Source organism: Spartobacteria bacterium UBA695, from assembly GCA_002298145.1.
In the GTDB taxonomy this organism is placed as follows: Bacteria; Verrucomicrobiota; Verrucomicrobiia; order Chthoniobacterales; family Chthoniobacteraceae; genus UBA695.
In genome coordinates this window covers 1-13,170 of the sequence record DBMP01000002.1, presented here as the reverse complement: position 1 = coordinate 13,170, position 13,170 = coordinate 1, and the positions used below count along the sequence as shown (strand labels likewise).

The 13,170-nt window shown below is 62.1% G+C and carries 11 protein-coding genes; 3 read left to right on the top strand and 8 right to left on the bottom strand.

Annotated features, from left to right (window positions below):
- Window positions 1-1,259: hypothetical protein (locus B2828_RS00775; protein WP_479631768.1), on the bottom strand; the 1,259-nt coding region annotated here is incomplete at its 3' end.
- 134 nt (window positions 1,260-1,393) lie between these two features.
- Between B2828_RS00775 and B2828_RS00770 the strand changes: the two genes are divergently transcribed.
- Both B2828_RS00770 and B2828_RS00765 read left to right on the top strand, forming a co-directional pair.
- Window positions 1,394-2,149 (top strand): L,D-transpeptidase family protein, encoded by a 756-nt coding sequence (locus B2828_RS00770; RefSeq protein WP_479631767.1) that lies wholly within the window; start codon window positions 1,394-1,396, stop codon window positions 2,147-2,149.
- 115 nt (window positions 2,150-2,264) lie between these two features.
- Window positions 2,265-3,986, top strand: a complete 1,722-nt coding sequence (locus tag B2828_RS00765; protein ID WP_479631766.1) for an FkbM family methyltransferase — start codon at window positions 2,265-2,267, stop codon at window positions 3,984-3,986.
- 24 nt (window positions 3,987-4,010) lie between these two features.
- Here B2828_RS00765 and B2828_RS00760 read toward each other — a convergent pair whose 3' ends face one another.
- From B2828_RS00760 to B2828_RS00750, 3 genes are read right to left on the bottom strand one after another with little or no spacing between them, the layout of a single operon-like run.
- Window positions 4,011-5,135 (bottom strand): glutathionylspermidine synthase family protein, encoded by a 1,125-nt coding sequence (locus B2828_RS00760; protein WP_479631765.1) that lies wholly within the window; start codon window positions 5,133-5,135, stop codon window positions 4,011-4,013.
- A 5-nt stretch (window positions 5,136-5,140) separates the two neighbouring features.
- Window positions 5,141-5,398 (bottom strand): hypothetical protein, encoded by a 258-nt coding sequence (locus tag B2828_RS00755; RefSeq protein ID WP_479631764.1) that lies wholly within the window; start codon window positions 5,396-5,398, stop codon window positions 5,141-5,143.
- Window positions 5,399-5,420: 22 nt separating this feature from the next.
- Window positions 5,421-5,666, bottom strand: a complete 246-nt coding sequence (locus B2828_RS00750; RefSeq protein ID WP_479631763.1) for a DUF350 domain-containing protein — start codon at window positions 5,664-5,666, stop codon at window positions 5,421-5,423.
- Window positions 5,667-5,784: 118 nt separating this feature from the next.
- On the opposite strand from B2828_RS00750, the gene B2828_RS00745 reads away from it, so the two are divergent.
- A complete protein-coding gene (locus B2828_RS00745) occupies window positions 5,785-7,806 on the top strand; it encodes an ATP-dependent helicase (RefSeq protein ID WP_479631762.1) in 2,022 nt (673 codons plus the stop codon).
- Window positions 7,807-7,834: 28 nt separating this feature from the next.
- Here the strand turns inward: B2828_RS00745 and B2828_RS00740 are convergent, their stop codons facing one another.
- The 4 genes from B2828_RS00740 to dnaK form a co-directional block, all read right to left on the bottom strand.
- Window positions 7,835-8,233: a response regulator gene (locus B2828_RS00740; protein WP_479631761.1), complete on the bottom strand. Its 399-nt coding sequence runs from the start codon at window positions 8,231-8,233 to the stop codon at window positions 7,835-7,837.
- A gap of 146 nt (window positions 8,234-8,379) precedes the next feature.
- Complete coding sequence (gene groL / locus B2828_RS00735; protein ID WP_479631760.1) at window positions 8,380-10,014, bottom strand: chaperonin GroEL; 1,635 nt, start codon at window positions 10,012-10,014, stop codon at window positions 8,380-8,382.
- Window positions 10,015-10,050: 36 nt separating this feature from the next.
- Window positions 10,051-10,344: a co-chaperone GroES gene (locus B2828_RS00730; protein WP_479631759.1), complete on the bottom strand. Its 294-nt coding sequence runs from the start codon at window positions 10,342-10,344 to the stop codon at window positions 10,051-10,053.
- Window positions 10,345-10,491: 147 nt separating this feature from the next.
- On the bottom strand, window positions 10,492-12,435 hold the full coding sequence (dnaK, locus tag B2828_RS00725; RefSeq protein ID WP_479631758.1) for a molecular chaperone DnaK: 1,944 nt from the start codon (window positions 12,433-12,435) through the stop codon (window positions 10,492-10,494).
- Between the last annotated feature and the right edge of the window lie 735 nt (window positions 12,436-13,170).

The window sequence follows — 13,170 nt, the reverse complement described above, 5'->3', positions numbered from 1 at the left end:
AGCCAGCGGCGGCCCGCCAGCGCTTCGCCGAGCGCCGCCAGCCCGCCCGCGCCGAGCATCAGCAGCCCCGGAGCGGCGGGCAGCCGGTAACGCTCGGTGATGAACACCGGCAACAGCATCGCCATGGAAAGCAGGACCGACCCGGCGATCCAGCGGGACCGGGGGTAACGCCGCCACGTCAGCGCGAAGCCCGCCAAGCCGAGGAGAGCCACATGGCCAAAGCGGAGGCCGGGCGTAAGGACCCCCTCGTCGGCCATCGGGGTGATGAGGCTCAGGTCGTCGTACTGCGTGGCGTTCCAGAAATTGTGCACCTTCAGGCCGAGCAGCTTCAGCCAGGCCCCCGGATGCTGGCGGATGTACTCGCGGGCCATGGAGGCCCAGCGGCCGGAGATCTCCGCTCGCTTAAGCTCGTGGCCCGCCTCGGCTTCCACCGTCAGGATCGAGTCCCGGAGCATCCCGGCCTGCGTGGGGCGGAGCCCGGGGGGGATCTTCGGGTAGCCGTTGGCATCCGGGTTATTGCCGATCCAGAAGTTCAGCCCGCTGTGGCCGGAGAGGAATACCGGGTCCTTCATCACCACGTAGTTATGGTACCAGCAGGGAGCCGTCCCGGCGAGCGCCCCGGCTAGCATCAGCGCCACTGCCGCCGCGAACGGCCTGGGCTGCCGCAGGTTACGCCATGCCGCCACGGCCGCCAGCACCAGGACCCCGAGCACCGTGGCTACCATCGTCGCCGCCAGCCCGGCCAGCAGACCAATGGCGGGCCAGGGCCACCAGAAGCGGCGGCTTTCGCTTCGGGCGCTCCAGGCCACCAGCGTCCAGAGCGCCAGCACGCCCCAGGTCGTCGGCATCGTCACTAGCGAGAACGCCTGCGCGGGCTGGAAAAACACCCACCCCAGCGCCGCCAGCGCCCCGACGATGCGGCCCCGCTTCACCGGAAAGGCCCAGAGCGTGAGGGAGAAAATCAGCGTTGCGATGACCGCCTCGGAGAGTGTCTGGAGCGCCGCGACCGTGTAGGGCGAGTAGCCCACCGATCGGAAAAGCGCGCCCAGGCCCATGGCATAGCCGGGCAGGGCGTAATAGGCGTGCGAGCCGTGCCAGCCCGAGGCGAGCGCCTTGCCCCAGTCGGCGTAGAAGAGCATATCGCCGCCCGATGGAGAGAGGTAATCCGAATGCCCAAAATCGACGAGCACCAACAGGCGCACGAAGAGGGCCACCGCGAAAATCCATGCGGCATTTAAACGAAAACAGGGCAAACGCATTGCGGGGACTAAAATGAACAATTTTGCCGCGTCTGCGCAAGAATCAAGCGCGAAGAGGGCTAAGAATGGACCGCCAGAGTTCCTTTTTTTCCAATCAGCTTATAAAAACAAACGCCGCTCGATGGCTTCTCTCTATGTCCAAACTCCTTCGTTCCCTGGTGTTGGCCGCGCTGGCCTTTCTCCTGTGTTTTATCGGTGCCAAAATCTGGGAACTCTGGCATGCGCTTCATTCCGGCGGCGCGGCGACGGTGGCCAGTCGGGTGAGGGAATTCAAGGTCCCCGTGGCGGGGCGGCTCGGCCCGGATTTCAAGCGCGCGGGCGTCCCCTATCCCCCGGCCCGCCTGGTACTGGTGGGGCTCAAGCAAGAGCGGCGGCTGGAGCTCTATGCGGCGGGGAAAGAGGGTCATCTATCCTGGATCCGCTCCTACCCCATCCTGGCCGCCAGCGGCCACCTCGGGCCCAAGCTCCGGGAGGGCGATCTCCAGGTACCCGAGGGCCTCTACGGCATCGAATACCTCAACCCGAACAGCTCCTACCACCTCTCATTAAAGGTGAGCTACCCTAACGCCTTTGACCGGGAGCAGGCGGCCCGCGAAAACCGCACCCAGCTGGGCGGCGACATCATGATCCACGGCGAAGCCTGCTCGGTGGGGTGCCTCGCCATGGGCAACGAAGCAGCGGAAGACCTCTTCGTGCTCGCGGCGCTTACCGGCGTGGAGGCGATCTCGGTGATTTTGAGCCCGGTTGACTTCCGGGTTGCCTCCTTCCCGCGCGCCGCCGCCGGGCCGCTTCCCTCGTGGACGGCGCCGCTTTACCTTCAGATCCAAAAAGCGCTGCTACAGCTGCCCGTGGCACCTGGGACACCGGGAAATTCGGGAAACGGTAGGTAGGGTGCAATCTCACTCAAGGTGAATACCCGAAAGGGGACTCAGGTTTTTCCGGGTCGTCGAGTGGGCACCCCTATTTGCTAGCAATCATATAAAAACACTCCTAATACGTCGGATAATGAATGTCTCAGAAGCAAGGATAGCGGAGGAGAAGTCGTATTATGAGCAGGGAACCGAAGTCGAATGGCTGAAATTCCTCGCGGGTTATGTCAACCGCAAACGTTTCATCGACGTGGGTGCTGAAAAGGGCGGCATGGCCAGGGTTTTCCTGGATCTCGGCTTTTCCGGCGTTCTCTTTGAACCGCTGCCGCAACATCAGCCGGAACTGGCCAAACTAGTCGCCGGAACCGACTCCAAGGTATTTTCTTACGCCGTGGATAACCGGGACCACCAGGCAACATTCAATATTGCATGCGACGCTGACGGCAACGTTCTCGACTACTTCCATTCCCTGAACAAAATTGCAACCCACGAGTACTTCGCCCATTCCAAGTCGATGCCAGTGGAATGCCGCTCTTTGGGGAGCATGCTGGAGCGGGGGGAGATTCAAGCACCGGTGGGAATCCTCAAAATTGACACGGAAGGGAATGACTTGGGCGTGTTGCAGGGCCTGGGTGACCTGCGCGCCGAGGTGATCATGTGCGAGTTCCTCACTCCCAGTCTTTACAAGGAATGGGCCGGATCGTTTCCCGAAGGCCTGGTGCAGGAAGCGCGCCGCCTGGGCTACCGCAATGTCCTCGCGGTCAAGCGGCGCGGCGGGCGAGAGCGCGCTGAGCTTAATCCGACCCGGTATGCGGACGGCGATTGGGGCAACCTCATCTTCCTCAACGATACCATCTTCGCCGCCGCGCAAAACGCGATCCGCGCGCGCCTTCAAAGGCCCCAAAGCCCGTGCCACTTCGCCTCGCCCGTCCAGGTTTACCATTCGCCGAACTATGGCGAAGCCTTTACCCACTGGCTGGAGGCGCAGGTGGAGGGCTTCGCGCGGCTGGACGAGAAACTGCTGCTGCTAGACGTGGGGGCGTACCACGGCGACTTTTCGAAACCGTTTCTGCAAAAAGAGCAGTTCGCTGGAGCGTTCCTCTTCGAGCCCAACCCGCAAAACGCCAAGATCCTTCAGGAACAGATCTGCGACATCCCCAACACCGCCCTGGAGCGCCTGGCCCTTAGTAACGAGAACGGCACCGCCGAGTTTTATTGCGATGAAGAAACCGCCACGGGATCGCTGCTGCCCTATGCCTACCCGCCCAAAGGGAAGCTGCGCCGCTATCACGTAAAAAAAGCGCGCCTCGACGATTATCTGAACGACCGGGGGATTCTGGATCAAATCGGCCTGCTCAAAATCGACACCCAGGGACATGATCTCGACGTCCTGGAGGGAGCGGTTCGCACCCTTGTTGAGAGCGCCCCCATCGTTGTTCTCGAAATGCTTTTTACGGAACTGTATTCCGGCCAAGCCCCCGCGCACGAGATCGTCCGCTGGATGGCCGAGCATGGCTATCGTCTGGCGGGGCTTTTTGACGAACACTACTCCGCCGAGGGGTGGATCGGGTGGTGCGACGGTTGCTTCTTGCCGGTATCCCGCGCGGCCGTGCTGCACGAACCCTTCCAAATTCGGACAACTCCCGCCGCCGCCGTCGTCGGAGAACCGGATGGAAACAAGCTGGAAACAGCGCGGGAATTACAGGAACGCTCCGCATGGCTTGAAAAAGAAATGGCCGCGGTCAATGCGGACAGGGCCAAAAAGGAAGCGAAGATTGCGAAAATGCGGGCGGAGATCGCCGCCTTGAAGCGGAACCCCTTGCGCGAGCTCTCGCGCCGTTTGCGGGGGAAAAATTAACGCGGATTCCGGTCGGCTCGCCGGTTAACCTTCGATGCGGTGGGGCACGAAGCGGCTCGTCTGGTTTGTCACCGGCGTGCTGGCCTCGCGGATGCCCATGCCTGCCGCCTCCCCGCCGACGATCCATGAGCCGATGACCGGAAAAGCGCCGTCAAATACCGGCGGAAGGTCGAGGGCCTGGTAGATAAAGCCACCGTCGATCTCCGCCCCGCCCTCTGTCGTCACTTCGTGGCTCCCCTTGACGAGCGTGATCCCCGCGCCCTCGCGCCCGAAGACCGGCTTGCGCGCGTAGGCCTCGCCCAGCGGGTCGGGCGTGGGGAAGGCGGGGAGCAGGTTCGGGTGCCCGGGGAAAAGCTCCCAGAGCAGCGGCAGCAGGCGCTTGTTGCTCAGGATCATCTTCCACGGCGGCTCGATCACGCTCCACGGCTCCAGAGGGAGGTGCTTGGCGAAGGGCTCGCGGATCAGCCATTCCCACGGGTAGAGCTTGAAGAGCGTGCGGATCGGGCGGCAGAGGAGGTCGACAAATTTGCTCCCGTTCCAGCCGATCTCGTCCACGTAAAGGCGCGAGGTGGTCAGCCCCGCCTGGCGCGCCGTGTCCTCCAGGTAAACGACGGTGGCGAATTCCTCGTCGCTGCCCCGGGCCATGGCGAAATGGACCGGCCCGTCGATACCGCTGATTTTCCAATGCGCAATGAGCCGCTCGTGCAGGGAGTTAAACTGGTCGCCGCCGGGGAAGCACTCCTCCAGCCAGTACCACTGGACCACCGCCGCCTCCAGGAGCGAGGTCGGCGTGTCGGCGTTGAATTCGTAGAGCTTCGGCGCGCCCGAGCCCGCGCCGCCGTAGCGGAGGTCGAAACGGCCATAGAGCGCCACGTCATCCTCCGTCCACGAGCGCCGGATCATCGGGGCGAAGGCCTCGGGGATGCCCATGCGCTCCCAGAGATCGTGGGCCAGCACGTGCTCCACCGCCGCGCAGCAGAGCCGGAAGAGCTCGCCCGTGGCCCGTTCGAGTTCCAGCACCTCGGCCATGGTGAAAACATAGTGCGCCGACTCGTCCCAGTAGGGCGTTTCCGCCGTGTGAAAGACGAGGCCCAGGGCTTCCACCTTCGTCTGCCAGTCCGGGCGCGGAGCGGTGCGGAGACGCTTCATAAGAGTCAGCTTCCGTGCCCGCCGAACCCGTGGAACCCGAAGCCGCCCCGGCTGATACCGTGAGAAAAACCGCCGCCGCCGCTGTTCGAACTGTGCCCGCCGAAGTTCCACCAATGGCTGCCGCCGTGGTAACCAGAGCTGCCCGGCGTGGGACTGGGGGTCGGCGAGGCGTTCGGGTCGGCCGGAGGCTGCGGCGCGCGGCCACAAGCGCCCAGCACCACCGAGCCGGTGATGAGGAGGAGGACTTTCTTCGAGCGTTTCACTCGGGAGGGGGGGGAAGGGAAATTAGCTAATGGCCGTCGCGATGACGTGGCAGATGCCGAGCACGATGGCTCCGCAGAGGATGCCGACGGCGACGTTGCCCTTCTCCAGTTCCTTGTCGAAGGAGACCGGCGTGGCCCAGTCAAAGAGCTTGAAGCCGAGAATGGAGAGGAGAATGCCGACCATCCCGAAAAGGACCGTCGAGACAAGGGCTTCGGGCAGCGTGGTGGATGCCCAGGCCAGGAGGGGGAGTCCGGTAAAAAGTGCCATGGCGCATGCATAGCAGAAGTCGCCCCGAGTTACAGAGAAAAAGGAGGCGGGGCGCGCGAAACGGGACCAAAAAAGCGTGCGGCCCGGCCCGGGCGAGGGTAGAGTTTGCCCCCCGAAAATGTCCTTCCGCCTCTTCGATCTCAACGACCCGCAGCGCCACGCCGTGACCACCACGGAGGGGCCGCTGCTTATTCTCGCCGGGGCGGGCACGGGCAAAACGCGCGTCATCACCTTCCGCATCGGCTACATGCTCTCGCAGGGCATCGAGGCCGCCTCCATCCTGGCCGTCACCTTCACCAACAAGGCCGCCAACGAAATGCGCGAGCGCCTCATGGCCATGCTTGGCAAGGAAAAGGCGGGCAAGGTCACGATGTCCACCTTCCACGCCCTCTGCATGCGCATCCTGCGGCAGGATATCGAGAAGCTCGGCTACAAAAAGAACTTCACCATCTACGACGAGGGCGATCAGACGGGCCTCCTTAAGAAAATCATCACCCGCACGGTGGCCATTGGGGAAAAAATGGAGCCCAACGTCGCCAAGTCCTTGATCAGCAAGGCCAAGAACAACGGCTGGAACGCCCCGCAGGAGGAAAAAACCCTCATCGGCGCGATCTTCGCCCGCTACCAGGCCGACTTGAAGCAGCTCAACGCCGTCGACTTCGACGACCTGCTGCTCTTGACCGTCAAACTCCTCGCCGAGCACGCCGACGTGCGCCAGCGCTGGCAGAAGCGCTTCCGCTACGTTATGGTCGATGAGTTTCAAGACACCAACCGCCTCCAGCTCGAACTGGTCGGCTACTTGGCCAAGCGCGACGACGGCACCCCGCCCAACGTCGCCGTGGTGGGCGACGACGACCAGTCCATCTACGGCTGGCGCGGCGCGGAAGTCTCCAACATCCTGGAGTTCGAGACGCATTTCCCCAACCCCACCGTCGTCAAGCTGGAGCAGAACTACCGCAGCACCAACTCGATCCTCAACACCGCCAACACCCTCATTAAAAACAACCCGCGCCGCCGCCCCAAGCAGCTCTGGAGCGGCAAGGGCGACGGCGACAAGGTGCGCCTCGTCATGGCCCCCAACGACCACGAGGAGGCCGACTTCATCGCCGGGGAGATCGCCAAACGCAAGGCCGAGGGGAACCTGCGCTACGAGGACTTCGCCGTCCTCTTTCGCATGAACGCCCAGGCCCGCTCGCTGGAGCAGGCCTTCCAGGAAAAAGGCGTGCCCTACCGGATCATCGGCGGAAAAAGCTTCTTCGACTCGCGCGAAGTTAAAGACGTCCTCTCCTACTTCGCCTGCACGCTCAACGCCGACAACGACGCGGCGCTCCTGCGCATCATCAACACGCCGCCGCGCGGGATCAGCGAGGCGACCGTGCAGAAGGCCCTGGAGCTGAGCATCAAGGAGAAGTGCAGCCTTTTCCAGGCGCTGCAAAAGGAGGAGCTTCACCAGGGCATCACGCCGCGGGCGGTGACGGCCATCCATGAATTCATGACGCAGCTCGACGCCTGGGAGACCAAGCTCAACGAGCCGCTCGTCAATCAGCCGGAAGTATTACGCAAAATTATCGACGAATCCGGCTACTACGACGACCTCCGCCGCTCGTGCAAGAACGGCGACGAGGCGCTCAAGCGCGAGAGCAACATCCGGGACTTGGTGGGCGGCTTCGAGCGCTACCTGGAGAAATCCGACGGCGGCCTCTCCGGCTTCCTCGACGCCATGGCGCTGCGCCAGGACAAGGACGACGACGACAAGGAGAAGGGGACCGGCGTCACGCTCATTACCCTGCACGCCAGTAAGGGGCTGGAGTTCCCGCACTGCTACCTGGTCGGCCTGGAGGAAGGCGTCCTGCCGCATGACCGTTCGAAGCTCGAAGGGACGCTCGATGAAGAGCGCCGCCTGCTCTACGTCGGCATTACCCGCGCCCAGCAGACCCTCACGATGACTTACTGCTACAGCCGGTTCCGCTACGGCGGGTCGATCCCGTGCACGCCGAGCAGCTTCATCAAGGAACTCGACCCGGATCTCATCGAGCGCATTGATTTAAAGAAGCTCATGAATACACCCGTGGCCGATACCGCCGTTAAATCGCGTTTCGCCGCCATGCGCGCCGCGCTGGAGACCGGCGGCGGGAGATAGGGCCAGCCGCTTTCAGCTCTCGGTGGGCCTACGCCTCAGCGGCCAGGGCCTCGCGCACCTTTTGCTTCAGGACGTTGGCGGTGAAGGGCTTGGAAAGCGTGGTCACCGGGGCGTCGCTGTTGGCCAGGTCCCAGCATTTGTCGGGGTAGCCCGAGCAGACGATGAATTTCGACTTCGGCCACTGCCGCCGCACCGTGTCGCGCAGCAGCTCGCCGTTCATCCCGGGCATTACCACATCCGAGATGACCAGATCCACGTTCGTATGCTCGCGTATGGCGCTCAGCGCTTCCTCTCCGCTGCGGGCCTGGATGAGCTCGTACCCGTCGCTCTGGAGAATCAGGTTCATGAGCCGGAGCATGAAGGGATCATCATCCACGAGGAGGATGGTGGCGGGCTTTAGGGCTGTGGTGTCGGCGTTGGAAGTCATGGAATCCCTTCGGGAGGTGAGTATGAGGGCAAAGGCCCATGTCGTCACTGCAAAAAAGAACCGGGTCCGGAAGATTTTCCGGACCCGGTGGTAAGCTTTCGCTTGGAATGACGGGCCTTGTCAGCCCATTGGAAGCTCTTGCGAGCTTAGTATCCCATTCCGCCCATTCCGTCCATGCCAGGGGCAGGAGCGGCGGGCTTGTCCTTCTCGGGCAGTTCCGTGATGACCGCTTCGGTCGTCAGGAGCAGGCCGGAGATGGAGGCCGCGTTCTGGAGCGCGCTGCGGGTGACCTTCGTCGGGTCAACCACACCGGCCTTGAGGAGGTCAACGTATTCGCCCGTGGCGACGTTGTAGCCGACGTTGCCGCTGGCTTTCTTGACTTCCTGCACGATGAGAGCGCCTTCCTGGCCCGCGTTGTCGGCGAGCTGACGGAGAGGGGCTTCCACCGCACGGCGGATGATTTCCAGGCCAATCTTCTCGTCGCCCGTGAGATCGAGGGTGTCGAGCGCCTTCTGGGCGCGGATGAGGGCCGTGCCACCGCCGGGGACGATGCCTTCCTCAACGGCCGCGCGGGTCGCGTGGAGGGCGTCTTCGACGCGGGCTTTCTTTTCCTTCATCTCGGTCTCGGTCGCAGCGCCGACGTTGATGACGGCAACACCACCGGCGAGCTTGGCGAGGCGCTCCTGGAGCTTCTCGCGGTCGTAGTCGGAGGTCGCTTCGCCGATCTGGTGGCGGATCTGGTTCACGCGGCCCTGGATGTCGGCCTGTTTGCCTTCGCCTTCCACGATGGTCGTGTTTTCCTTGTCAACGGTGATGCGCTTGGCTTTGCCGAGGTCTTCAACGGTGACGCTCTCGAGCTTGATGCCGAGGTCTTCGGTGATCAAGCGGCCGCCAGTGAGGACGGCGATGTCTTCCAGCATGGCCTTGCGGCGGTCGCCGAAGCCGGGAGCCTTGACGGCGGCGATTTGCAGCGTGCCGCGCAGTTTGTTCACGACGAGGGTCGCGAGGGCTTCGCCTTCGACGTCCTCGGCGATGATCAGGAGCGGACGGCCGCTCTTGGCCACCTTCTCGAGCAGCGGGAGGAGGTCCTTGAGGTTGCTGATCTTCTTCTCGAAGATGAGGATGTAGGCGTTCTCGAGGATGACTTCCATGGACTCCGTGTTGGTCACGAAGTACGGGGAGAGGTAGCCCTTGTCGAACTGCATGCCTTCGACCACGTCGAGGGTCGTCTCGATGGTCTTGGCTTCTTCAACGGTGATGGTGCCGTCTTTGCCCACCTTGTCCATCGCGTCGGCGATGATGCCGCCGATGGTGGTGTCCCAGTTGGCGGAAACGGTGGCCACCTGGGCGATTTCGGTGCGGTCGTTGACCTTCTTGGAGATCTTGGCGAGCTCTTCGGTGATCGCGGCGACGGCCTTGGAGATACCGCGCTGGAGCGAGGTCGGGTTGGCCCCGGCGGTCACGTTCTTGAGGCCTTCTTTGTAGATGGCTTCGGCGAGGACCGTGGCGGTCGTGGTGCCGTCACCGGCGATGTCGCTGGTCTTGCTGGCGACTTCGCGAACGAGCTGGGCGCCCATGTTCTCGTACGGGTCTTCGAGTTCGACTTCCTTGGCCACGGAAACACCGTCTTTGGTGATCGTGGGGCTGCCGAATTTGCGGTCGATGATGACATTGCGGCCCGACGGTCCGAGCGTGGCCTTCACGGCACGCGCGAGCTTCTGGACGCCGCGGAGAAGCGCCTGGCGGGCGGCTTCGTCAAACTGGAGTTGTTTAGCTGGCATAAGGTATTGGAAACGAGAGTAAAAGTTCTAGTGAAATTAGCCGAGGATGCCGAGAATGTCGTCCTCGCGCAGGATGAGGTAGCTGACGTTGTCGACCTTGATTTCGGTACCGCCGTATTTGGAGATCAGCACGCGGTCGTCCACCTTGACGGTGAATTCGACTTTGTTGCCCTTCTCATCGAGCTTGCCGGTTCCGAGCGCGACGACTTTGCCTTCCTGGGGCTTTTCCTTGGCCGTATCAGGAATGATGATGCCGCCTTTGATAACTTCTTTCTCTTCGATCGGCTGCACGAGCACCCGGTCACCGAGAGGTTTGACATTAACTGCCATAGCTAGTTTTTCTGTTGGTTTTGTGTTGGTTACCCCACCCGCCGGGGGACCCGGGGGGATGCGGTAAAGGTTAGGTTTAAAGTGTAAAAGAGAGCGGCAAAGCCGTGCCTTGCGGCTTTGGCTTTGTCGCTCAAAGGTGCGTGGAAATTACTCTTTCTTCTTATCGTCGTCGACGACTTCGAATTCGGCGTCCACGACGTCGCCATCCTTCTTGGGCTTGGCTTCGCCACCCGCTTCGGGGCCGGGACCTGCCTGGGCCCCAGCGGCTTCCGCCTGGGCTGCGGCGTTCTTGTAAAGTTCTTCGCTGGCGGCCTGGAACTTCGTTTGCAGGCTGTCGTAGGCGCTCTTGATGGCGTCCACGTCGCTGCCCTTCAGGGCTTCGCGCACGGCGGCGATTTCCTTCTCGATCTCGGCTTTCTTGTCGCCGGGGATCTTGTCGCCCAGTTCCTTCAACTGCTTCTCGCTCTGGTAGGCCAGGCTGTCGGCGTTGTTGCGGATCTCGATGGCTTCCTTGGCCTTCTTGTCCTCTTCGGCGTGGGCTTCGGCTTCCTTCTGCATCTTGTCGATCTCGTCTTTGCTCAAGCCTGACGAACCGGTGATGGAGATTTTCTGCTCTTTGCCGCTGCCGAGGTCTTTCGCGCCGACGTGCAGGATGCCGTTGGCGTCGATGTCAAAGGTGACTTCGATCTGCGGGACGCCGCGCGGGGCGAGCGGGATGCCGTCCAGGTGGAAGGTGCCGAGGTTCTTGTTGTCGCGGGCCAGCGGGCGTTCGCCCTGGAGGACCTTGATTTCCACGCCGGGCTGGTTGTCGCTGTAGGTGGAGAAGATCTGCGATTTGCGCGTCGGGATGGTCGTGTTACGCGGGATCATCGAGGTGGCCACGCCGCCCGCCGTTTCGATGGCGAGGGTGAGCGGGGTAACATCGAGGAGGAGCACGTCTTTCACGTCGCCCTTCAAGACGCCGCCCTGGATGGCCGCGCCGATGGCGACGACTTCGTCCGGGTTGACGCCCTTGTGGGGTTCTTTGCCGACGAGGTTGCGGGCCGTTTCGACGACTTTCGGCATACGGGTCATGCCGCCGACGAGTACGAGTTCGTCCACGTCGCGCTCGGAAAGTTTGGCGTCGTTAAGGCAGGCTTTGACCGGCGGGATGGTGCGCTCGAAGAGGTCATCGCAGAGCTGCTCCAGCTTGGCGCGGGTGAGCTTCTGGAGAATGTGCTTCGGGCCGGTCTGGTCGGCGGTGATGAAGGGGAGGTTGAGGTCGTACTCCTGCGCGGAGGAGAGGGCGATCTTGGCTTTCTCGGCCTCTTCTTTAATGCGCTGGACGGCGTCGGGCTGCTTGCTCAAGTCGATGCCGGTTTCCTTTTTGAAATCGTCGATGATCCAGTCCATCAAACGGTGATCCCAATCGTCGCCGCCCAGGTGGGTGTCGCCGTTGGTGGCGCGGACTTCGAAAACGCCGTCGCCGATTTCCAGCACCGAGATGTCGAACGTGCCGCCGCCCAAGTCGTACACGGCGATCTTTTCGTCCTTCTTTTTGTCGAGGCCGTAGGCCAGGGAAGCCGCGGTCGGCTCGTTGATGATGCGCAGCACTTCGAGGCCGGCGATCTTGCCCGCGTCCTTGGTGGCGTTACGCTGGGAGTCGTTGAAATAAGCGGGAACGGTGATGACCGCCTGGGTGATCGTCTCGCCGAGCTTGGCTTCGGCGTCGGCCTTCAGCTTGGCCAGGATCATCGCGGAGACTTCCGGGGGCGAGTAGCTCTTAGTCTCGCCGCCGACCTGCACCTGCACGTGGGCGTCGCCGTTGGCGGCCTTGACGACCTTGTACGGGATGCGGTGGAGTTCATCGCGCACCTCATCGAACTTGCGGCCCATGAAGCGCTTGATGGAGAAAACGGTGTTTTCCGGGTTCGTCACGGCCTGGCGCTTGGCGGCCTGGCCGACGAGACGTTCGCCACTCTTGGTAAAGGCAACCACAGAGGGGGTCGTCCGTGCGCCTTCCGAGTTTTCCAAAACGACCGGCTCCCCGCCTTCCATAACGGACATGCAGGAGTTGGTGGTTCCCAAATCGATACCGAGGATCTTTGCCATAAAAAAGTAAGTTGGTTGCCTGTGGGCTGGTCTAGCCTTTAGCAAGTCCCGGGCCGAATTGTGAAAATATTTATAAGGTGATCATAAAGAAAGACTTATGAATATATCCAAAATGGAAGTATATCGGTGACGTGTGTCACGGTGGCGCAGATTGGCACAGTGGGCGCGCCCGGGGTGGCACACTTTGGCACAAATAAGGGTTCACCCTGCTTTTTCTGAATTTTCGCCAATCTGGTTCTAGAGTCGATTCGCAATAGCCCGCCATTTTACCGTTAGGAGTGGAGAAGACCCCGGGAACATTCTCAATGCGCAAATCTGACCAACCCATTACAGACAAATCCTGGCCCTAAAAACCTTCGTGCCTCCGTGGGAACAATCGCTTTTCCTCGCTGGTAAAAACACTCTGGCAGGGCTGCCAAGGGCCGCCGCCGCTCTCTGGAAGCACCGGCGTATCCAATGTGACGCCTCCTCTCAGGAGAAGGAAGCGGAGGGATTGAAGGGTGACGGGGCCTGCTACACCGTGGTCGCCTTCCGCATAATACCAACGGGCGGGCGCGTTTTCGCAACGCGGGGAAATTCTCATGTCCTTTGCTGTTTTTTTTTGGCTTATTACAATTCAGCCCCCTTCGGGTCATCCGAAGGAGGCCGGGAGTTGATAAGCTGTACGAAAACAGCCGCGGCGACCTTTGGCCTATGGCTTGGACATACGCCGCCGCCTTGTATCCACCTAACAAG